Origin of the sequence: Mesorhizobium sp. LNJC405B00 (genome assembly GCF_000502615.1) — a bacterium.
Lineage (GTDB): Bacteria > Pseudomonadota > Alphaproteobacteria > Rhizobiales > Rhizobiaceae > Mesorhizobium.
Window position 1 is genome coordinate 97,263 of sequence record NZ_AYWC01000004.1, and the last position, 21,519, is coordinate 118,781.

Genomic DNA, 21,519 nt, shown 5'->3' on the forward strand with positions numbered 1-21,519 from the left:
GATGCGAGCCTCCAGTTGCCGGATCGACTGGCTGAGCGCCGGCGGGGAAACACGCAGCCGGCGGCGGCGCGGACGAAACTACGCTCTTCCACGATTGCGGCGAATGCCTTGAACTCGGTGAATTCAGAACCGCGCATTGTGTATCCCTAGATTAACAAGATAGTCAGATAATAGGCCATTATCTGATCAGTTGCATGGCCCTATTTCTCGACTAGCGGACCCGTCAGATGAAACCGGCACGGGCCTGAATGATTGAAGGAAACGTATCATGCCCAAGTCCTTGCAAGGCAAAACCGCACTCGTCACCGGCAGTTCGCGCGGCATTGGGCGAGCCATCGCCGAAGGACTCGCCTCCAAGGGCGCTGCCGTCGTCGTCAACTATGTCGGCAACCACGAAGCCGCTGACGAGGTCGTGGCCGCCATCGCCGGCAAGGGAGGAAAGGCGATCGCCGTCCAGGCCGACATATCAAGCGTCTCGGATATTCATCGCCTGTTTGACGAGGCTGAGAGTGAGTTCGGCGCGATCGACATCGTGGTTGCCAATGTCGGCGTCGCCGTCATCAAGCCTCTGACCGAGGCAACCGAAGCCGATTTCGACCATGTCTTCGGCACCAATGCCAAGGGCACGTTCTTCGTGCTTCAGGAAGCAGCGCGCCGTGTGCGAAACGGCGGCCGCATCATCGCGGTCTCCACCGGCGGCACCAAGATGTTCTTCACGCAAACGGCGCTCTATCTCGGCAGCAAGGGCGCCGTCGAACAATTCGTCCGTGTGCTCTCGCGTGAACTCGGACCGCGCGGCATCACCGTGAATGCGCTGTCGCCTGGCTTCACCGACACGGACCTGCTTCCCGAGCGCGATCGCGCCGTGGCGGCCGGCATGTCTCCATTTGGCAGGATCGGCGCGCCCCGCGACGTTGCCGATGTCGCGGTCTTCCTGGCCAGCGACGAGGCCCGCTGGCTGACCGGCGAGAATATCCAGGCCGGTGGCGGGGTCGCTTAGTCCGCCATCGTCTCCAGGCTGGCGAATCCCTGCGGCGCATCGCCTTCGTCAAACGGCGTCGTCACCTCGACGAAGGTATCGGGATAAAAGCCGTTGAAGCGGGTTCTCAGCGACAGCGAATAGGCGCCGATATGGCCGATCTCGATCCAGTCGCCGGTGTCGACGGTTTCCGGCAGCCAGAACGGCCGCGACAGGATGTCGACGGAATCGCAGGTCGCGCCGCAGACCTTGAACGGCACGATGTTCTTCTCCTCGCCATTGCGCGAGCGGATCGCCGGATCGGGGATGAAGCGGGCCGGCAGTGTGATCTTGCCGGTCCAAGAATCCGACAGCGACGCCCAGATGCCGTCATTGATGTAGAGCCGCTTGCCCTTGCGCAGCAGCACCCGCACGATCAGCGACAGGCAGCGCGCCACGATCACCCGGCCGGGCTCGGCCACCAACGGGATCTGGTCGAACTGGTATTCCCTCAGGTCGCCCGACAGCCGCGACATGATCTGGCCGAGCGACGGCATCTCGATCTGCTTGCGATTGGGGTCATGGCCGTACTCGGCGGGAAAGCCGCCGCCGACATCGAGGCCCGCAATGTCGAAGGTCAGCCGGTTGCGCACCCAATCGGCGGAGGCCAGCGCCCGTTCATAGGTGTCGGGATCCTCGATCTGGCTGCCGACATGGAAGCACAGGCCGACCTTGTAGCCGGTGCGGTTGAGCCGCTCGGCGAGTTCCACCGCATAGGCCGGCCCGGCGCCGAATTTCTTCGACAGTTCATAGGCCGCCGAACCCTTGGTCTGGATTCGCACGAACACGCTGATGGAGCCCGGATCGATGTCAAGCGCCCGCACCACCCGCGTCAGCTTGGTGATCTCGTCCTCATGGTCGAGCGAACTGACCCGGATGGCGTATTTTTCCAGTGCAAGCTTGATGTCCGACTGCGCCTTGACCGGATGCATGTAGAGCATCTCGGCGTCGGGTGAGACGGCGCGCACTGCGGCGAACTCGCCGGGCGAGGCCACATCGAAAGCGGTGACGCCGGCTTCGACCAGCGCCTTCAGCACGATCTGCTCGCCATTGGTCTTGACTGCGTAGGCGGTCTTGCCGGGAAACATGCCCATGAACTGTTTGGCATCCGCCTTCAGCACCTGCGGGCGAAAGCAGTAGACCGGATCGTCCGGCCGAAGCGCCAGCGCCGCCTCGCGGGCATTCTCGAATCGCTGCATGGACGAATCCCCTGACTTCTCGGCTGCGCACAATTAATCCAAGCTAGCGGCCAAAGAAAACAATTCTGTGTCTGGCGGGCACTGACCCAGCGGCGCACCCTCCTGGCAGCACTGTTGCCAGCAATCAGGTTTCGGGTGGCTCTTGTCGCCGGACCCGATATGCCTTCTGCCTGAGTGGCTGGCATTGATGCCGCGGGGAAGGACGTTCACGATGGCAATAGCCACGACAGCCGTGCAGCGCGGACCGATGACGCTGAGGGACTGGGGACAGCTTCTGCTGCTCGGCGCCATCTGGGGCGGCTCGTTCTTCTTTGCCCGCATCGCCGTTGCCGAAATGCACCCGCTGGTGCTGGTGCTGTTTCGCGTTGCCATCGCGGCCATTGCACTGCAGCTCTATCTCGGCATTCGCGGTCCGTCCTTCCGTCTCGCCTTCCCGCATGCCGGCCTGTTTTTCCTTTTGGCGCTCGCCAACAATGTCGTCCCGTTCTCGCTGATCTTTGCCGGCCAGACCGCGCTTGGCGCCGGCGTCGCCTCGGTGCTCAACGCGACGACGCCGTTCTGGACGCTGATCCTCGCCAACGCGCTGACAGCGGACGAAAAGCTCTCCTGGAACAAGCTTGCCGGCATCGGGCTCGGCATCGCCGGCACCGCTGTCATGATCGGCCCCGGCCTGCTGGCCGGGCTCGGCGGCCCGGTCTGGGCGAAATTCGCGCTGATCGGCGCCTCGCTGTCTTACGCCGTCGCGCTGATGATTGCCCGCCGCTTCAAGGGCGTGCCCTCGCCGGTCATCGCCACCGGACAATTGACGGCGTCGACCATCATCATGATCCCGGTGGTGCTGCTCACCTATGGCCCGGCCGGCCTGTTCTCGGCCTCGCCGCCGGTCTGGACGGCGGTGCTGGCGCTGGCGCTGCTCTCCACCGCCTTCGCCTACATCCTCTATTTCAACCTCGTCGCCTCGGCCGGCGCCACCAACGCCTCGCTGGTCACGCTCATCGTCCCGGCCAGCGCCATCCTGCTCGGCCTCCTGTTCCTCGGCGAGCGGCTCGCTCTGTTCGAGTTCTGCGGCATGGCACTGATCGCGCTTGGCCTGGTGACGATCGACGGGCGGTTGTTTGGTCGGCGCTAATGCCCGTCGACCAAAAGTGCGCAGCGGTTTTGGAACAACGACGCGCTTTAGGTCTGGTAGCGCTGCCATGCCTCGCTTTCGTCACAGCCACGTCACAATTTATTCACAGGCTACCAGCGGGTTTTGCCGAAGAGTTTCAATGCCTAACGCCAGGTGGCAGGTCGCAAATTCCACAATCGCGTCGCATTGCAGCATATTTTCCGCTTGCCTGTGGCACAAATGCCCCTAGACTCCACCCATAGCTCTTGAAGAGGAGACTATGACATGGGACTTACGAGGCCAATCAACGCATTGATGATCTGTGCTGCATTTGCCTTCATTGGCGCCCTTATCATAGGTGTTCTTCCGTAACCGCCGGAGCGGAAGAACAGCAGCAATAGCCCACAAATTCGAAAGGCCGGGTGTTTCGCCCGGCCTTTTGCATTTCAGATTTCATACCACGATGAAGCTCAGGCGGCGGCGGATCCAGCTGCCTCTGTTTCGTGGGAGCGGATGCCGATCATATGGCAGATGGCAAACACCAGGTCGGCCCGGTTCATGGTGTAGAAATGGAAGTCGCTGACGCCGCGCTCGACTAGATCGAGCACCTGCTCGGCCGCCACGGCAGACGCCACGAGCGCATGCGTCTGCGGATCGTTGTGCAGCCCTTCGAAACGCTCGGCCAGCCATGCCGGCACCAGCGCGCCGCAGCGCGCCGAGAAATTGGCGACCTGGGTGAAATTGTGCACCGGCAGGATGCCAGGCACGATCGGGATGTAGATGCCGGCACGGCGCGCCTTCTCGACATAACGCTCGTAGAGATCGTTGTCGAAGAAGAACTGGGTGATCGCCCGCGTCGCGCCATTGTCGGCCTTGCGCTTCAGCATATCGAAGTCGGTGGCAAAGTCCGGACTTTCCGGATGCTTTTCGGGATAGGCCGAGACCGAGATGTCGAAATCGCCGGCGTCCTTCAGCGCTCCGACAAGTTCGGCGCCATTGGCATAGCCATCGGGATGCGGCCGGTAGGCGGTGCCGACGCCGGCCGCCGGATCGCCACGCAAGGCGACGAAGCGCTTCACGCCCATATCGGCGAATTCGCGGACGACGGCGTCGACCTCATGGCGGGCGGCGTCGACGCAGGTCATGTGAGCCGCCGGCGTCAGCGTCGTCTCGTTCAGGATGCGCTTGACCGTGCGCGCCGTGCGCTCCCGCGTCGAGCCGCCGGCGCCATAGGTCACCGAGACGAATCTCGGCTTCAGCGGCTCCAACCTGGTGACGGTGTCCCAGAGCCTGGCTTCCATCTCGTCGGTCTTCGGCGGGAAGAACTCGAAGGAGACGCGGACCTTGTCGCCAATGTCGGGACGGCGGGAAAAGCGGAACTGGTTCATCAGGCGATTTCCCCCATAGGGTACGCTTTGGTGGGTTGGGTGTCATTGGAAGGCTCGGCCATCAGCATGCGGCGGTCGCGGCCGAGCCACAGCTTGACGGTGAGCCTGGCTTCGTTGCCGCCGCGCGGCTCGAATTCCTGGGCATCCTCGAGATCGAGCCCGGCCTCGGCAAACCATTCTGAGATCTGCCGGTCGGAAAAGCCCAGCCTGACATGCGCGTGCTGGTCGCGCAGGAACTCCAGCGCATGCGGCGCGAAGTCGACGATCACCAGCCGGCCCGCCGGACGCAGCAGCCGCGCCGCCTCGCGAATGGCGCGTGCCGGGTCATCGAGATAGTGCAGCACCTGATGGATGGTGACGAGGTCGAAGGCGTCGCGCTCGACCGGCGGCGCGAAAATGTCGCCTTGGCGGACCTGCGCATTGGCGATGCCTGCCTTGTCGAGATTGGCCCGCGCCACCGTCAGCATTTCGCGCGACATGTCGATGCCGACGCCGCGCCGGTAGAGCGGCGAAAATATCTCCAGCAGCCGCCCGGTACCGGTGCCGAGGTCTAGCATCGACTGGAACGGCCGCTTGCCGACCAGCTTGAGGAGTGCGGCTTCCACCGCGCGGTCCGGCACATGCAGCGAGCGGATGTGATCCCAGCTGGCGGCGTTCTCGGAGAAATACTCGGCGGCACGGTCCTGGCGCTTGCGCTTGACCGATGCCAACCGCTCGAGATCGCGCTCGACCTGTGGATCGGCGCCGCGAATGCCAGAGACCAGCCCCATGACGAAGTCGCGCGCGGAATCCGTATCCGACAGCCGGAAGAAGGCCCACGAGCCCTCCTGGTAGCGGCCGATCAACCCGGCCTCCAGCAGCAGCTTCAAATGCCGCGACACCCGCGGTTGCGACTGGCTGAGGATCTCGGTGAGGTCGGACACGGTGAGATCGCCGCGCGACAGCAGCGCCAGGATGCGGAGCCGGCTCGATTCGGCCGCAGCCTTCAACGTATCAACCATCGTATCGAGCGAAACATGCATTGGCGTATTCTCGTTGAAAAGATATAAACATATGTTTATGTCAGCTTTGGCGGCATAGCAAGGCCTATGTCGCTTCCTGACAAGAAAATGCCGCACACATGGTCCCCGCCCGAGAGAACCGCTTTTCCCTGACGATCGGCTGCAAACTTGTGCTAGGGCGAAAGCCATGTTCGAGACGCGCGACGGCGAAAAGCTCCTGCAGGCCGACCCGGCTGACATGCCGGCGGATGGCCATATCGTGTTCATCGGCCGCATCGCCTCGCCATGGACATCCAGGCAAACCTGCCCAAAGAACATGCGCGCGGCGCGCGAGGCCGGACAGGCGGCCACGGTTCTCATCGACCCTGCCTATCGCGACGGCCTGCTTGCGCTGGAGCGGGCCAGCCACATCGTCATCCTGTCCTGGCTGCATCACGCGCCGCGGGCACTGATTGTCCAGAGACCCCGCCATGCGGCTGAGCCGAAAGGCGTTTTCTCGCTGCGCTCCCCTGCCCGGCCGAACCCAGTCGGGCTGCATATCGCCAGGCTGATCGCCGTCGACATCGACCACGGCCGCATCGCCATCGACGCCATCGATGTGCTCGACGGCACCCCGGTGATCGACATCAAGCCCTATTTCGCCTCGACCGACGCCTTTCCCGAGGCGACCATTGCCGGGCGTGACGAAAAATGAGCGCGCCCACCGGCCGCCGCCGCGCCATCGCCAAGGCGCTGACCGCACTGCTGCCCCTGGCGCCCTATGCCGATATGGAGAAAATCCGCACCGAGGCCGGCGCCGTGCACATGAAGACGCTGCCGCCGGGCATCGCGGTCTGGCTGGCGACGATCGCCCATATCAGGCACGGCCATACCGACTATGAAAAGCTGCTGGCCGAGGGCTATGACCGCGACTCGGCGCGGTTCTTCGTCATCGAGCAAACAAACATGGTGCTGACCCGTTGGCGCGCCACGCGCCTGCTCGATGCAGAGGACGAAGAGGAATAACTTCAGCTACCGTCGCTTCAATACGGCAACCGCATTGTAGGGCTGGCCGTCGGCCTGGCCAACCCAGGTCCAGGACAGGTTCCCTTTGAAAAATCGGACGGTGATGCCGCCACCGTCTATGCACTTGTCCTGGCCGTAGCTGATGTTTTCCCGGTATTCCGCCGAACTGTCGTCCCGGGAAATCTGGGTCAACGATCCGCCGCAGCCGAGCGATGGATAGTCGATCGACGCGGCGCCATCGCCGATGGTCATGGCGATCGCCCAATCGGCGCCGGCAGCCCCGGCCGGACTTTGATGGCCGCTGCCGGTCCAGATCCCGTTGAGCCCCGTCGCGTTGACCACGCAAGGCACGTTCTGAAAGATCGGCGTCAGTTCGCTGCCCGTCTTCTCGCAACGATAGGTCTGGCCGTTCTGGCACAGCGCCTCGCCCTCGCGAGCGCATTGCGCGAAGGCATCGCCAGTGACGAAGACGAGGAAAATTGCAAAGCTGATGGTCCGAAAAGATTTGCCCATTTTGCCCCTCCCGGCCGGATATTTTCAAGCCGGACCATAGGGCATATCGAATGTGCTACCTAGGACAAACAGCGATGGTTGGGTGGCCCTATGCCGCCTGCAGGGGACCACTAGCTTGAATCTGCCGCATCAAGCCGAAGGGACCAATCGCCATGAACCGAAGCGCAGCAGCCGGTAGCATTGTGCCATTGCCGGCTTTGTCGGATCGCCATATCGATCCGCATTCCTATCCCGACGGCATCGCCTTTCTCGATGGTCAGTATCTGCCGATGTCGCAAGCCAAGATCTCGGTGCTGGATTGGGGCTTTCTGCATTCCGACGCCACCTACGACACCGTGCATGTCTGGGACGGGAGCTTCTTCCGACTCGACCTGCATCTCGACCGCTTCTTCGCCGGCTTGCAAAAACTGCGCATGACGATCCCGTCCGACCGCGATGGTGTGGCCGAGATTCTGCACAATTGCGTGGCGCTGTCGGGCCATCGCGCCGCCTATGTCGAAATGCTGTGCACACGCGGCGCCTCGCCGACCTTCAGCCGCGATCCGCGCCAGGCGGTCAACCGCTTCATGGCCTTCGCAGTTCCCTTCGGCTCGGTCGCCAATGCCGAGCAGTTGCGGCGCGGCCTGCATGTCGCCATTAGCGACAAGGTGCGCATTCCGCCGGTCTCGATCGATCCGGCGATCAAGAACTACCACTGGCTCGACCTCGTGCGCGGCCTCTACGACGCTTATGACCGTGGGGCCGAAACCGCATTGATTCTCGACTTCAACGGCAATGTCGCCGAAGGCCCCGGCTTCAACGTGTTCTGCGTCAAGGACGGCAGGCTGTCGACGCCAGCCGCCGGCGTGCTGCCCGGCATCACCAGGCGCACCGTCTTCGACCTCTGCGCCGAGGCAGCGCTTCCCACCACGGCCGTCGACGTCAGCGTTGCCGCGCTGAAGGCTGCCGACGAAGTCTTCATCACTTCCACCGCCGGCGGCATCATGCCGGTGACAGTGATCGACGGCGCTGCTGTCGCCGACGGCAAGATAGGCGGGATCACAAAGCGCTTGATGGCGCTCTACTGGCAAAAGCATGACGACCCGGCCTGGTCGAGCCCGGTGCGCTATCCCTGACCGGCGAAGGTCCTGCTCCACACGATGACGTGACCAAAAAGATTCCCCCTCGCCTCTGGAAAATCGCTCGACGCACCGTATATCGCGGAAGCGGAGAAGCCTCCGCTTCCCAGTTCACGGCCCGCATGGGCAAGGATTCCACGTCATGACAAGCAAGGTTTGGTTCATCACCGGATCGTCGAAAGGCTTTGGCCGAGTCTGGGCCGAGGCCGCACTCGCTCGCGGCGACCGTGTCGCCGCAACCGCGCGCGATGCCGGCACGCTCGCCGATCTCGTCGCGAAATACGGCGATAATGTCGCCGCGATCAAGCTCGACGTCACCGACAAGAAGGCTGTCGAAGCGGCCATCGCCGAGGCGCACAAGCGCTTTGGCCGGCTCGACGTCGTCATCAACAATGCCGGCTATGGCCATTTCGGCGCCATCGAGGAAGTCAGCGAACAGGAAGCCCGCGACCAGATCGAAACCAATGTGTTCGGCGCGCTCTGGGTCACCCAGGCGGCTTTGCCGATCATGCGGGCGCAGGGCTCCGGCCACATCATCCAGATCTCGTCGATCGGCGGCGTCAACGCCTTTGCGTCGCTCGGCCTTTACCATGCCTCGAAATGGGCGCTCGAAGCCTTCAGCCAGTCGCTCAGCATCGAGGTCGCCGAATTCGGCATCCATGTGACGCTTGTCGAACCGGGCGGCTTCTCCACCGATTGGTCCGGCGCCTCGGCCAAGGTCTCCAAAGCGATCGAGGCTTACGCGCCGGCCCGCGCCAAGATGGCGGAACGCCGCGCCAACTCGGTCGCCGGCGACCCCGAGGCCACCGGACCGGCGATGCTTGAAATCGTCGACGCGGCCGAGCCGCCGCTGCGCGTCTTCTTCGGCGATGGCGGCCTGCCGATGATCAAGCAGGAATACGCCAACCGCATCGCGCTGTGGGAAAAGTGGGACCACGTTTCCGTCGAGGCGCAGGGCGCCAAGAAGAACCGCAAGGCGGCCTGAGCGCGTCTTGAAATCCGGCTGCGTCGCCCCGGCGGCGCAGCCCTTGCCCTAGCTCGGTACTAGGATCGATAAATCCACTGCTCGGGCACGCGCACCGAGATCTCTTCCCCTGTTGTCATACGACCCGGTTTCTCGACCCAGGCAACGAGGCCGCGCAGCCGTTTCGTCGCCTTCGGGAAGGCCAGCGCGCCGGCCTCCCGATCGGCCATCCCGGCGTTTTCGGCAATCGAACGTCCGGCAAGGCGGCAAGGCCCGTTCTGCGCATCGACCTTGATCGTCACGCCACTTCTAAAGAACAGCAGCGTGCCTGACGGTAGCATCGAGAGATGCGGCACGCCTTCGATCAGCAGATTGGCGCCGATCCATTCCGGCTTGATCTCGGCCAGCCCCATCCGCTCGGCAACGGCGGCGAGTTCATCCGCTGCTACGATTGATATCTGCCGCTCGTTGCGGATTTCGGTGCCGCGCGGATACCAGGGTTCGCGACCGCCGGAACGACGGGTGGCGCCGGCGTGGAAGTCGCCGTCGATGCCTTCGAAACCGAGTTGCAATGCTTCCACTGGGCGCGTCTGGAAGTGATTCGACGGTGCGGCGTAGAGCGCCGTCACCCTGGCTACGAGTTTTCGCGCTGAAATGATCTCAATCGGAGCCTCAGGGAAAAGATCCAGCATGGCTTACTCCTTGTGCAAGGTCGCATTAGCGATAGCCATGAGCCCGGTCCAGTCCAAAGCAATGATGATCCGATCAAGCGGGCTGATGGCAGCCGATCACGATCTTCTTACCGCGGATCGCATATCCTATCGTACTGCGCCGCATTGCCGCCGTGCTGCACCGGCCTCATGGTGAGACAAGTCTGCGGAGGTTTCCATGCGTCCCGGGACTGCAATCGCGCTGCTTTGGCTGATCTGGGTCGTGTCCTGGTTTCTAGCCGCCTTCTGGGCCGACCCGGCGAAAAAGCGTGCCGGCATCCAGGAGGAGCTTCGCTATCGCGCTTTGTGGTTGATCGGCGCGGTGCTGCTGTTCATTCCCGCGCATGGCTATGCCGGCCGGCTGCGATTCTGGTTTCCGACCCTTGCCGAAGCGTGGATCTGCGCAGGGCTTGTTGCCGTTGGCCTGTTGTTCGCCTGGTGGGCGCGGTTGCATCTCGGCCGTCTCTGGTCGGCTTCGGTGACGGCCAAGGCCGAGCACCGTGTCGTCGACACCGGTCCCTACAGAATGGTCCGCCACCCGATCTATACCGGACTGCTTCTGGCGATGCTTGCCACAATGGCGGCCAAAGGCACGGTCTGGGGAATCGCCGGCGCGATTCTTCTCACCATCGGCATCGTCATGAAGGCAAGGCTGGAGGAACGCTTTCTGCGCGGAGAACTCGGCAACGCCTATGACGATTATGCCCGCAGCGTACCGATGCTGGTGCCGTTCATGCCGGCCTGATTACAGCATCCGCAAAAGCGCGCCGCCGATCGAATAGCCGGCGCCGAAGGCGCACAGCACGCCGAAATCGCCGGGCTTCATGTCGGCGTGGTTTTCCGACAGCGCGATGATGGCGCCAGCGCCGGCGGTGTTGCCGAGCCGCTCCAGCACCATCGGCGCGCGGTCATGGTCGACCTCGTGGCCGAAGGCTAGTTTCAGGATCATGGCGTTCATTCGCGCATTGGCCTGATGCAGCCAGAATCGCCTGATGGCTTGCGGCGTCAGCCCGTGCTCGGCGAGGAATTCGACAATGAATTTGTGGCCGGCGACGGTGACTTCCTTGAACACCTTGTTGCCGACCTGTTTGATCAGATTGCCTTCGAGGTTGATCATGTAAGGATCGTCCTGGGCGGTGCGGGTGTGATAGCCCAGATTGGTGCGGATATTGTTCGACATCTGCGTCCAGGTGCGCGTGTCCAGCACCTCGAAACGCCCCGGCCGCCTCTCGCCCTCGCCCAGCCCCTCGACCACCATCGCCACCGATGCATCGCCGAAGATGAAATGCGTCTGCCGGTCGCGGAAATTGAGATGGCCGGTGATGATCTCCGGCGTGACCACCAGCACGCGCTTGTGCGCGCCCGCCCGGACCAGATTGGCCGCAATGTGCAAGGCGGCCGCGGCCGATGAACAACCAAGCCCCATGTCGAAGCCGGCGCCCTTGGTGCCCAGCGCCTCCTGCATTTCGATGGCGATCGCCGGATAGGGCCGTTGCTGGTGCGAGGCCGAGCAGATCACCAGGTCGATGTCGGACGGCTTCAGGCCGGCATGGTCGAGCGCCTTCCGGGCCGCGGCCACTCCAAACTCGGCCTGCAGCGACAGCGCATCATCGGGCCGCGCCGGAATGCGCGGCGCCATGCGGGTCGGATCGAGAATGCCTTCGCGCTCGATCACATGGCGGGTCTGGACGCCCGAGGCATGGACGATGAAGGCGCTGTCGGATTTCTGCAGCAGCGTCTCATCCGTGCCTTGCCGGCGCGCATTCTCGGTGTCGACCCAGGCGTTGAAGCTGGCGACCAGTTCTTCATTGGTGATCTTGGCTTCAGGGATTTCAACGCCGATGCCGCTGATGATGACGCGATGCATATCCAGTCCGTCCATGCGCAGGCGTTGTCGTTCTCATGTGAACGACGAGGGGGCGCGACACAACACTTTTCTCACCCCACCGGTTTACGCCGGCTTAAACCATAGGCTGTGGCGGGATGTCATCGGGAGTGCTACCGGCCCGCTTGGCGACGATGAAAATGCGCGGGAAGCGCAGCAGCACCTTGCCGTTTGCGGTCTTCGGATAGGCCTTGGCAATTTTGGCCGTGTAATTGTCGAGGAATATCTTGCGCTCGCCGGCGTCGAGCGGATCGAGAAACGGCTTCAGCCCCGTCGACTTCACCCATTCGACGATCACCTCGGCGTCGGTCAGCGGATGATTGTAGGCCGTATGCCAGATATCCACCCGGATGGAGAGCGGCGACAAGAGATCATAATAGAACGACACCGCCGGCAGCGGTCCGCGCGCAGCACCTGCCATCTTGGCGGCGAACGGCATTTCGGCGGCCGTCTCGCGCATCAGCCGATGCGACGGCTCAAGCAGATTGTCGGGCATCTGGACGGCGAGCGCACCGCCCGGCGCGAGAAAGCCCATCAGCCGCTGGAACACTACCGGGTGGGTGGGCAGCCATTGGAACACCGCATTGGCGAAGATGACGTTGACCGGCTCGGCCGGCCGCCATGTCGAGGCATCGGCGAGGTCGAAATTGACGCTGGGCAGGCGCGCCCTCGCCTTTTCGATCATGTCGGGAGAGGTATCGAAACCGATGACCTCAGCATCCGGCCAGCGCTCGACCAGCAGCTCGGTCGAGTTGCCCGGGCCGCAGCCGATGTCGACCACCCGGCGCGGGAAATCCACCGGCACCTGCGCAACAAGATCTCGCGCGGGCCGCGTGCGCTCATCCTCGAATTTCAGATATTGGGCGGCGGACCAATCGGATTTTGCTTCAGTGGCTTGGCTACTCATCCATACCTCGCGACGGTGCTGACTTCCACCACCACGATGATAAGCCGGCTGTCCTACGGTGCCGCGCCTCCTTGTTGGACGCAGAACATCTGTGGCACTTTAATTTTCGCATGATCGTTTCCGAAAATCGATTCCGATTTGGGAGGCGGCGCGCTGGTCCGAACACGACACTCCCCGCCAGCATAGATTGACGCGCGAACGCATTGCGTAGACCATTTCTGAATGAAAATGGGATTCCAAGAAACTCAGGCGGCATACGGCAGCGGTTCGCAGAGCGCGAGAATTTGGACGGAGCAGTGGGCATCAGAATGGCTATACTGTCCCAACTGCGGTAATTCGCACCTGACACAGTTTCCGGCAAATCGTCCCGTAGCTGATTTTTACTGCAATAAATGCGATGATGAATACGAACTAAAAAGCGCGAAGAAACCATTTGGCAAAAAACTCACAAATGGAGCGTATAGCAGAAAAATAGAGCGACTGAATTCGTCCACTAACCCTAACTTTTTCCTACTAAAATACAATTTCAATCAACGATTCGTAGAATCCGTCTTCGTTATTCCGAAACATTTTTTCTCGCCGGAAATCGTAGAACCTAGGAAGCCGCTCTCGCCAACGGCACGCCGCGCTGGCTGGATCGGTTCAAACATTCTTCTTAATCGGGTCCCTGAGGCGGGAAGAATCCACCTAGTCAGGAACGGCATCGTCACCTCGAAAGACGAAGTTCTGGCTGCTTGGAACCGCACCGTGTTTCTACGGGAGACGCCTCATGAAGTCAGAGGATGGCTCATTGAGGTAATGCGCTGTATCGAGTCGATTGGCAGAGACGAATTTGAAATCGACGAGGCTTACGCATTTGAAAAAAGGCTTGCCCTCCTTTACCCAAACAATCGGAATATTAGGCCAAAAATCCATCAACAACTTCAGTATCTTCGCGACAACGGATTTCTTGAATTCTTATCACGCGGTCGGTATCGTATTGCGCGATAGCGCAGGTGATCTGCCCTTAGATCGTTCTTAGGTGCTTGAAATGGCTTGGTATCTCAATAATTACAGATGCTACAGATGTCATAGGTACTGGGCTACGGATTGGTCATGTAACTGTGATGACGAATGCCCATATTGCCAAGCACGGGATGCAACGGCCATCGACAGCGTTGATCTAACTAACATTGTGGTCCAGGAGAACGATGCTTTCATAGTGCTAAACTCCCCATCCACGGCAGAGCATCAACCCGACTATCGGGAAATTGCGCGATTCCCCTCGGCCAAGTTGGCCGAATATTTCATACAAAATCTCAATGATGAAGCTTAAAAGCAGCTACCGCGTCAGCCTCTTGTAGGTCATGCGGTGCGGGTTGACGGCTTCGGGGCCGAGACGACGGATCTTGTCCTGCTCGTAGTCCTCGAAATTGCCCTCGAACCATTCGACATGGCTGTCGCCCTCGAAGGCGAGGATGTGGGTGGCCAGACGGTCCAGGAACATACGATCATGCGAGATGATGACGGCGCAGCCACCAAAATTTTCCAGCGCGTCTTCGAGCGCCGCCAGCGTTTCGGTGTCGAGATCGTTGGTCGGTTCGTCGAGCAGCAGCACATTGCCGCCGGTCTTCAGCATTTTTGCCAGATGCACGCGGTTGCGCTGGCCGCCGGAGAGGTTGCCGACCTTCTGCTGCTGGTCGCCGCCACGGAAGTTGAACGACGCACAATAGGCGCGCGTGTTGGCCTCGAACTTGCCGAGCTTGACCACTTCTGCGCCGCCGGAAATCTCCTCCCACACCGTCTTTGACGGATCGAGCGCATCGCGGCTCTGATCGACATAGCCGAGCTTCACCGTTTCGCCGATGCGGACAGAGCCGGCATCCGGCGTTTCCTGGCCGGTGATCATGCGGAACAGCGTCGTCTTGCCGGCGCCGTTCGGGCCGATGACGCCGACGATGCCGCCTGGCGGCAGCTTGAATTCCAGACCCTCGATCAACAGCGTGTCGCCAAAGCCCTTCGACAGGCCTTCCGCCTCGATCACCACATTGCCGAGCCGTTCGCCATGCGGAATGACGATCTGCGTATCGCTCGGACGCCGCTTGTCGGCTGCATCCAGCAGGTCCTGGAACGCCTGGATACGCGCCTTGGACTTGGTCTGGCGAGCTTTCGGGCTGGACTGGATCCACTCGCGTTCGCGACCGATGGCACGCTGGCGAGCGTCGTCCTCGCGGCCTTCCTGCTTGAGGCGCTTGGCTTTGGCTTCGAGGTATTTGGTGTAGTTGCCCTCATAGGGGATGCCGCGGCCGCGATCGAGCTCGAGGATCCATCCGGTGACATTGTCGAGGAAGTAGCGATCGTGGGTGATGATCATCACCGCGCCGGGATAGGCGCGCAGGTGTTTTTCCAGCCACGCCGTAGTCTCGGCGTCGAGATGGTTGGTCGGTTCATCGAGCAGCAAGAGGTCGGGCTGACGCAGCAGCAGCTGGCAGAGCGCGACGCGGCGGCGCTCACCGCCCGAAAGCTTGGTGACCTCGGAATCCTTGGGCGGGCAGCCCAGCGCTTCCATCGCCATCTCGACCTGCTGTTCGAGATCCCACAAATTGAGCCGGTCCATCTCGTCCTGGAGCTTGGCGGACTCGTCGGCCGTCTCGTCGGAGTAGTTCATCATCAATTCGTTGTAGCGCTCGATGATGGCGGTCTTGGCGGCGACACCTTCCATGATGTTCTCGAACACCGTCTTGTTGGCATCGAGCGCCGGCTCCTGCGCGAGATAGCCGACGGTGGCGCCTTCGGCGAGCCAGGCTTCGCCGTTCCACTCCTTGTCGAGCCCGGCCATGATCTTGAGGATCGTCGACTTACCCGAGCCGTTGGGGCCGAGGATGCCGATCTTGGCGTCGGGATAGAAGGAGAGATGGACATTCTCAAGCACCTTCTTGGTGCCATAGGCCTTGTTGAGGCCGGCCATGTGATAGATGAACTGGCGTGCCACGCGCGCTTTCCTTGATGATTGACCGAAATGTCGGATTGAATGGAGGTTGGCCGCTATGTAGGCGATGCCGGGCCGAACGGCAATCGCTTTTGCCATTTCAAGCGGGTGTACACCGCACGTTAAGTTTTCCGCCGGTTGTAGGGAGCGTTGAAATCCCCGGTTAACCCTTCAGCGTCAAAACAGGATCGATCGCTGGCCTGTCGCGATCGAAAGTAAAGATCGGACCGAAGGTAGTGCTGAACAGTTTCCTGCTCCTTGCCGAAGCGGTCGTCTACTTCAGCGTCATGGTCACGCTGTTCCGCTTCAGGGATCGCATCGGCCTCGGCGTCTTCGTCTGCGCGCTGGGCGCCATGCATTTCCTCGAAACCTATCTCGCCAGCGTCTTCTATGTCGCCCTGCCCTTCGGCATGGTCTCGCCAGGCTCGGCGGTGCTGTTTTCCGGCAAGCTGGTGATGCTGCTTCTCCTCTACATGAAGGAAGATGCGGCCACGGTGCGCCAGCCGATCTATGGCCTTTTGCTCGGCAACGCCTTGATGATCGGGCTGGTCCTGATCCTGCGCCTGCACGATATTTCAGCCTTTTCCGACGGCAAGCTTCCCGATATCGGTTTCATCGACCAGTTGGGCTGGCTGATGGTGTGGGGCACGACGCTGCTCTTCATCGACGCCATCCTGATCATCCTGCTTTACGAAAAGCTCGGGCGTTATCTACGCAGGGCGCCGTTCTCCCGCATCCTGATTTGCGTCGCCTGCGTGCTCACCTTCGACCAGGCCGGATTTTTCAGCGCCCTGCATTTCGTCGCCGGCGCGCCGATTGCGGTCTTCTTCGGCGGCTGGTTCGCCAAGATGGGTGCCGCTTTTGCCTACAGCGCCATGCTTGTCGCCTACCTCAGATGGTTCGAAACGCGTCAGGTCGTGGCACCACGTGGGTTGTCCGACGTCTTCGACACCTTGACCTATCGCGAGCGCTACGAAGCCCTGGTCGAACATGTCGGCCGCGACGGCCTCACCGGCCTGTTGCACAGGGGACGCTTTGACAGCGACGGCGAACGTCTGGTCGCTGTCAGCCTGCGCACGGCCCAACCGCTCAGCCTGCTGATCGTCGACGTCGACCATTTCAAGTCGATCAACGATCGCTTCGGCCATGCCGAGGGCGACAGGGTGCTGAGATCGATCGCCCAGGTGCTGACCCAGGCGGCCGGCGCACACGATCAGGTTTTCAGGATCGGCGGCGAGGAGTTCGCCATCCTTTGCTCGCAGCCGCATGCGGTCGCCAGGTTGCTCGGAGAAAACCTCCGCCAGGCCGTCAAAGCGTGCGTAAACCGGTTCGACATCAGCGTCAGCGCCGGCATCGCCACTGTCGATGAGACCGTAGGCTCGCTTGCCGATCTCTTCGCCCTTGCCGACGAGCGTCTCTACAGGGCCAAATCCACCGGGCGTGACCGCGTCGTCGGCGAAGCGCATGACGATGCCGAAGACCTCAGTGCCTGGACATTGTCCACACGTGGCGTCAGCGGATAAGGTTGTCAGCTCCGCTTGCGCTGCTGCAACGCGCCGACCGCAACTGAAACGGCTATCAGCGCGATGGCCAGCCATTTCAGCGTGGTGATGATCGGACTGGCGTCGATGTCATAAGCGATGAACAACAGAATGCCGGGCACCAGCAGGCCGCACATGACCAGCATGATGCGGTTGATCTGCCAAGACACTTTTGCTGCCAGCGCTTCGTCACCGGCTTCGCCGACAAGACCGGCGCGCATCTCCCGGGAGATGGCCAACGCGCTCGACAGGCGCATGGAGATCGGCAAGCCGAGCCCGATTATGAGAAAGGCACACGCCGCCAGCAGAGCCGAGAATTTGAGCGCGCTGGTGTCGGCCGGCACCGGAAACAAAAGTATCGCCAGCGGCAGGAAGACACAGACGATGCCGAGCGCGGCAATGGCGATGAAGATCGCGGCGTTGACCCAAGTGAACAGCTGGTAGCGGCTTGCCCCGATCGGCGCGGCAAGCACGCGCATGCGCGCCCACTCGGCATCGGTATAGGAAAAGCCCGGCCATTCCATGCGGCCGTCTTTTATGGCGGTCATCCCCCTGGCCCAGAAAGCCAGCCGCGCCAGCGCGCCTGATGTCATGCCACTCATCGCCACCCCCGCCGAATGAAACACATCCAGACCATATCACCGCGTCACTGCCAAGCGACAGACGGATATCTACTGGAACCCGGCCGCATCGACCGAACCCTTCGGACAGCCCGCCTTGGTCGTCGGCGCCGAGGCGAGCATGAGAGTGCCCAGCGAACTGTCGGGGCCGATCGGGCCGGTCAGGCCCAGCGTCAGCTCGCCGATCAGCCGCCTGCCGCTCGACGGATCGACCAGGCAGGAGACACGCACCCGCGCGCCCGCCCCGGCGCCGAAGGCGCTGTCGAAGGTGCTGCGGATCTGGTCCGAAGTCAGTTGCTTGCCGACGTTCCTGGTCAAGAGCTCGCGCACAGGCGAGGCATTCACCGCCCGCATCAGGTTCAGCGCCTCGGCAAAATACTCCTGCTGGCTCTTGCCGTAGCAGGTGCCGTGCTTGATCCATTCATGCCGTTCGAGCTTGGAGGCGGTGCCAGGCATCACCTGGTCGAGTTCGGCGCGCGTATTGGCATCGAGGTTGACCGGCGGCAGGTCGGCCCAATGGGCCGGATTATCATTGGCCTTGTCGCTCGCCGGCACCTGGCAATAGAAATTGCCGTTCGGTTGCGGCCACAGACCATGCAAAGTGAAATGCGACGCGTCGAAACCGCCCGCCGTCTGCGCCTGGCATTCGGGCTTGCTTGCCTTGGTTTCGCAGAAGGCCGGCTGCCAACTCAGCGCAAAGACATATTCGGGCTTTCCCGAAGCCGCAGGCTTGCCCTGATCGGCGGGCGCGGCCGGCTGGGCGGCTGCGCTGCCGCCGGCGACATGACCGCAGCTGATCTTGACCCAGCGACGCTCAGGATCGGCGCCCGGCACGCGGATGAGGTAATGCGTCGGCGCATCCTTGTTGCCGGCCAGGAGGTCGTAGCTCTGTCCAGCCGTTGTCGCGATATTGCCGGGGTTCTTGCCGCTCTTGATCGCCTGCGTCGCTGGACAGGCGGCATCGGCCACGAAGGAGCCGCTCATCTTCACATCGGCACGCGCTAGGCCGACACCGGCCAGCGCCACCAACACCGCACCCCATATCGCCGATATCCGCATTCCAGCACTCCTAGCGTTTCGTAGCGCAAGCTAGAAACGTGTGACATGTCAGAATTACGATTTCTTTCGTCCGCCGCAAAAAACAATCGCTCGGTCGATCAGACCCCGCCCTCCTCGACCCGCTTCGTCAACATACGCAGCAGATCAAGCGCTGTCTCGAGCGCGCGAGCCTCGATGCCCTCGCTGATGCGGTTGGCCCAGACATGCTGGCGCGTGCCGATATCCCGGATCGCGGCCCGGCCGGCATCGGTCATCGCCAGGAGCTTCGCGCGGCGGTGCGCCGGGTTGTCCGCATAGGCGGCAAGCCCTTCGGCGGCCAGAATGTCGGCAAGGCGCTGCACGCTCTGGCGGGCAAGCCCCATGTCGCGGGCAATGTCGGCCACCGATTTCGGCTCCTTCAGCACCGCGCCCAGAACCTGCCAGCGCGCCGCCGTCAACCCGGCAGGCTCGGCCAGCCGGTCGGCCGCGTCGAGAAACCCGCCATTCAGCCGGAACACGGCAAGCACCAGGTCGGTGAGCACATCTCCGGCTTCGGTCCTGCTTGTCATTTCTGGCCGGCCTCGATGGTGGAAACAAAAGTGTTGACGGCTTCAGCCACCGCCTCCGGCTTGTCAAGCATCACCCAATGGCCGGAACCGGCGACGGTTCTGTGGCCAATTCCGATGCGCAGCCGAAACAGGGCCGCCGCATTGTCATTGGCCTCCGTGGCCAGCACGAAGATCGGCCCGTGATAGGCATGGAGCGTCGGTTCGGGATTCCATTCCGCCAGCGCCTTGCCGACGCCTGCCCGAGCCGCCGGATCGACCACCGCCGCATCGGCCAGCACCGTTTGACGAACCGCTTCATCGGAGCCGGCAATCGAGGTGTAATAAGCGCTCAGGACACCGCCGCCGTTTGGCCCCGCCAGATCGCGCACGAACCCGTCGCGAATCTCTTTGGGCAGGGCGCGCGGATCGGTCGCCGGATCGACCAGCAGGATGCCGGCAACACGGTCGGCATGGCCGGCGGCATAGGCGAGCGCGGCCCCACTGCCGCCGCTATGCGCAACGAGGACAAACCGCTTCAGGCCGAACGCATCCGCCACCGCACCGATATCGTCGGCACGGCCGTCATAGCCGTAGTCGGCATCAGTTGCAGGCGCCGATGCGCCATGGCCGCGAAAATCGAAGGCGACCGCCTCACGGCCACCTGCGGTGAGCTGCATCACCCGGTTCCACTGTGTGGCGCGGCTGCAATCGCCATGCGCGAACAGGATCGGCAGGCCGCCGCCGGATTTGATGTCGTAGCCGGCAAGCTGGCCCTGCGGGCCGGCAATGGTTGAGGTCTTCATGGTCATCTCCCTGGTTTTGCTGGATGCAATGCCGGGCAGGAGCATTGCGGATGACAGGCTCGCCAGCAGAAACGCGGGGCGCGAAACGGTCGAAAAGGTTTTCATGCTCATGCTCCCCATTTTGACAGTATGCTGTCATATAATCAAATTGACAGCATACTGTCAATAGCCCTCCCCTTGACGCCGGTCACGCCGTCGCCCAACAGTCGCCGACGGGAGCGAGAGATGGCATTTGACGAGCAGACGACGCTGGCCTCACCGACCGGGGCCACGCTCAACCTCTATGTGAAGCACGCGAGCGGCTCTCCACGGGCCGTCGTCCAGATTAACCATGGCTTGGCCGAACACGCCGCGCGCTATGCCCGCTTCGCGGATTACCTCAGCACCCGCGGTTTTCACGTCTACGTCCACGACCATCGCGGCCATGGCGCGACCAAGGCGCCCGATGCCCCGCTCGGCAGGTTCGCCGGCACAAGCGGCCCGGCCAAGGTGATCTCCGATGTCGACGCAGTCCACGATTTGATTGCGAAGGAGCAGCCCGGCCTGCCGGTCATCCTGTTCGGCCATTCGATGGGTGCGTCGGTGGCGCTCAACTACCTGCTGGCGCACTCGCCGCGCGTCCACGCCGCGGCGATCTGGAACGGCAATTTCTCACAAGGCCTGCTTGGCCGGCTTGCACTCGCCATCCTCGCTTATGAGCGCTTCAGGCTCGGCTCCGATGTTCCCTCACGCGTCTTGCCAAGGCTGACCTTCCAGACCTGGGGCAAGGCGGTGCCCAACCACAAGACGCCGTTCGACTGGCTGTCGCGCGACGAGGCTGAAGTGGCCAAGTACATCGCCGACCCGCTGTGCGGCTGGGATGCCTCGATCTCGATGTGGCGCGATGTCGTGGAGATGACGCAGAAAGGCGGCAAGGATTCCGGCTTTGCCGGCATCAGGCGCGACCTGCCCGTCAGCATCGTCGGCGGAGAGAAGGATCCGGCCTCCGACTATGGCAAGGGCATCGATCATCTCGCCAAACGCATGCGCGCGATGGGCTTTTCGAATCTGGTTTCAAAGGTTTACGCCGACACCCGCCACGAAAGCCTGAACGAGGTGAACCGCGATGTCGTCATGGACGATTTCGCTGCCTGGGCCGATAGCGTGCTCAAACGCTGACATCGCTGGCCCACCGCAAGGCCCGTG

At 62.3% G+C, this 21,519-nt stretch carries 22 protein-coding genes and 1 pseudogene; 10 read left to right on the forward strand and 13 right to left on the reverse strand.

The genetic code is table 11. The annotated features are described in order from the left end of the window. Positions 1-57, reverse strand: a pseudogene (locus tag X756_RS1000000170530) (hypothetical protein); the annotation flags it as partial. Between the two features lie 211 nt (positions 58-268). Here X756_RS1000000170530 and X756_RS155735 point away from each other — a divergent pair. Beyond that, positions 269-1,000: an SDR family oxidoreductase gene (locus tag X756_RS155735; RefSeq protein WP_023690857.1), complete on the forward strand. Its 732-nt coding sequence runs from the start codon at positions 269-271 to the stop codon at positions 998-1,000. On the opposite strand, the gene X756_RS155730 is transcribed toward X756_RS155735, so the two are convergent. Beyond that, positions 997-2,217, reverse strand: coding sequence for an alanine racemase (locus tag X756_RS155730; protein ID WP_023729361.1), 1,221 nt, complete (start codon positions 2,215-2,217; stop codon positions 997-999). The genes X756_RS155735 and X756_RS155730 overlap by 4 nt on opposite strands. A gap of 211 nt (positions 2,218-2,428) precedes the next feature. On the opposite strand from X756_RS155730, the gene X756_RS155725 reads away from it, so the two are divergent. Beyond that, the gene (locus X756_RS155725) at positions 2,429-3,346 is read left to right on the forward strand and encodes a DMT family transporter (RefSeq protein ID WP_023682155.1); all 918 of its coding nucleotides are present in this window, start codon (positions 2,429-2,431) and stop codon (positions 3,344-3,346) included. Between the two features lie 449 nt (positions 3,347-3,795). Here the strand turns inward: X756_RS155725 and metF are convergent, their stop codons facing one another. Then, complete coding sequence (gene metF / locus X756_RS155720) at positions 3,796-4,713, reverse strand: methylenetetrahydrofolate reductase [NAD(P)H] (RefSeq protein ID WP_023688016.1); 918 nt, start codon at positions 4,711-4,713, stop codon at positions 3,796-3,798. Continuing rightward, positions 4,713-5,735 (reverse strand): metalloregulator ArsR/SmtB family transcription factor, encoded by a 1,023-nt coding sequence (locus tag X756_RS155715; RefSeq protein WP_023688015.1) that lies wholly within the window; start codon positions 5,733-5,735, stop codon positions 4,713-4,715. The genes metF and X756_RS155715 overlap by 1 nt, the downstream gene beginning before the upstream one ends. A gap of 166 nt (positions 5,736-5,901) precedes the next feature. Between X756_RS155715 and tsaA the strand changes: the two genes are divergently transcribed. Beyond that, the gene (gene tsaA, locus X756_RS155710) at positions 5,902-6,408 is read left to right on the forward strand and encodes a tRNA (N6-threonylcarbamoyladenosine(37)-N6)-methyltransferase TrmO (RefSeq protein WP_023729362.1); all 507 of its coding nucleotides are present in this window, start codon (positions 5,902-5,904) and stop codon (positions 6,406-6,408) included. Further along, on the forward strand, positions 6,405-6,719 hold the full coding sequence (locus X756_RS155705) for a DUF2293 domain-containing protein (protein WP_023668245.1): 315 nt from the start codon (positions 6,405-6,407) through the stop codon (positions 6,717-6,719). Before tsaA ends, X756_RS155705 begins: the two co-directional genes overlap by 4 nt. Positions 6,720-6,725: 6 nt before the next feature. Here X756_RS155705 and X756_RS155700 read toward each other — a convergent pair whose 3' ends face one another. Continuing rightward, entirely contained in the window at positions 6,726-7,232 is a 507-nt protein-coding gene (locus X756_RS155700) for a hypothetical protein (protein WP_023729363.1), read from the reverse strand. 152 nt (positions 7,233-7,384) lie between these two features. Between X756_RS155700 and X756_RS155695 the strand changes: the two genes are divergently transcribed. After that, on the forward strand, positions 7,385-8,347 hold the full coding sequence (locus tag X756_RS155695) for a D-amino acid aminotransferase (RefSeq protein ID WP_023668243.1): 963 nt from the start codon (positions 7,385-7,387) through the stop codon (positions 8,345-8,347). A 145-nt stretch (positions 8,348-8,492) separates the two neighbouring features. Next, complete coding sequence (locus X756_RS155690; protein ID WP_023729364.1) at positions 8,493-9,335, forward strand: SDR family oxidoreductase; 843 nt, start codon at positions 8,493-8,495, stop codon at positions 9,333-9,335. A gap of 59 nt (positions 9,336-9,394) precedes the next feature. On the opposite strand, the gene X756_RS155685 is transcribed toward X756_RS155690, so the two are convergent. Further along, complete coding sequence (locus tag X756_RS155685) at positions 9,395-10,006, reverse strand: MOSC domain-containing protein (protein ID WP_023729365.1); 612 nt, start codon at positions 10,004-10,006, stop codon at positions 9,395-9,397. 196 nt (positions 10,007-10,202) lie between these two features. Between X756_RS155685 and X756_RS155680 the strand changes: the two genes are divergently transcribed. Beyond that, positions 10,203-10,769: an isoprenylcysteine carboxylmethyltransferase family protein gene (locus X756_RS155680; protein ID WP_023668240.1), complete on the forward strand. Its 567-nt coding sequence runs from the start codon at positions 10,203-10,205 to the stop codon at positions 10,767-10,769. Here X756_RS155680 and X756_RS155675 read toward each other — a convergent pair whose 3' ends face one another. Together X756_RS155675 and tam are read right to left on the reverse strand one after the other, a co-directional pair. Then, the gene (locus tag X756_RS155675; protein WP_023668239.1) at positions 10,770-11,891 is read right to left on the reverse strand and encodes a beta-ketoacyl-ACP synthase III; all 1,122 of its coding nucleotides are present in this window, start codon (positions 11,889-11,891) and stop codon (positions 10,770-10,772) included. 94 nt (positions 11,892-11,985) lie between these two features. Further along, on the reverse strand, positions 11,986-12,816 hold the full coding sequence (tam, locus tag X756_RS155670) for a trans-aconitate 2-methyltransferase (protein WP_023729366.1): 831 nt from the start codon (positions 12,814-12,816) through the stop codon (positions 11,986-11,988). A 222-nt stretch (positions 12,817-13,038) separates the two neighbouring features. On the opposite strand from tam, the gene X756_RS1000000167275 reads away from it, so the two are divergent. Further along, complete coding sequence (locus X756_RS1000000167275; protein ID WP_084569878.1) at positions 13,039-13,806, forward strand: DpnI domain-containing protein; 768 nt, start codon at positions 13,039-13,041, stop codon at positions 13,804-13,806. Positions 13,807-14,137: 331 nt separating this feature from the next. Here X756_RS1000000167275 and ettA read toward each other — a convergent pair whose 3' ends face one another. Beyond that, a complete protein-coding gene (gene ettA / locus X756_RS155665) occupies positions 14,138-15,787 on the reverse strand; it encodes an energy-dependent translational throttle protein EttA (protein WP_023688009.1) in 1,650 nt (549 codons plus the stop codon). A 233-nt stretch (positions 15,788-16,020) separates the two neighbouring features. Between ettA and X756_RS155660 the strand changes: the two genes are divergently transcribed. Continuing rightward, a complete protein-coding gene (locus X756_RS155660) occupies positions 16,021-17,307 on the forward strand; it encodes a GGDEF domain-containing protein (protein ID WP_023729367.1) in 1,287 nt (428 codons plus the stop codon). Positions 17,308-17,312: 5 nt separating this feature from the next. Here the strand turns inward: X756_RS155660 and X756_RS155655 are convergent, their stop codons facing one another. The 4 genes from X756_RS155655 to X756_RS1000000166630 form a co-directional block, all read right to left on the reverse strand. Then, positions 17,313-17,927 (reverse strand): hypothetical protein, encoded by a 615-nt coding sequence (locus tag X756_RS155655; protein ID WP_156941353.1) that lies wholly within the window; start codon positions 17,925-17,927, stop codon positions 17,313-17,315. A 69-nt stretch (positions 17,928-17,996) separates the two neighbouring features. Then, positions 17,997-19,004, reverse strand: a complete 1,008-nt coding sequence (locus X756_RS155650; protein WP_023729369.1) for a ribonuclease — start codon at positions 19,002-19,004, stop codon at positions 17,997-17,999. Positions 19,005-19,102: 98 nt separating this feature from the next. After that, the gene (locus X756_RS155645) at positions 19,103-19,552 is read right to left on the reverse strand and encodes a MarR family transcriptional regulator (protein ID WP_023729370.1); all 450 of its coding nucleotides are present in this window, start codon (positions 19,550-19,552) and stop codon (positions 19,103-19,105) included. Next, complete coding sequence (locus X756_RS1000000166630) at positions 19,549-20,439, reverse strand: alpha/beta hydrolase (protein WP_023729371.1); 891 nt, start codon at positions 20,437-20,439, stop codon at positions 19,549-19,551. The genes X756_RS155645 and X756_RS1000000166630 overlap by 4 nt, the downstream gene beginning before the upstream one ends. 120 nt (positions 20,440-20,559) lie before the next feature. Between X756_RS1000000166630 and X756_RS155640 the strand changes: the two genes are divergently transcribed. After that, complete coding sequence (locus X756_RS155640; RefSeq protein ID WP_023729372.1) at positions 20,560-21,492, forward strand: alpha/beta hydrolase; 933 nt, start codon at positions 20,560-20,562, stop codon at positions 21,490-21,492. Positions 21,493-21,519: the final 27 nt, after the last annotated feature.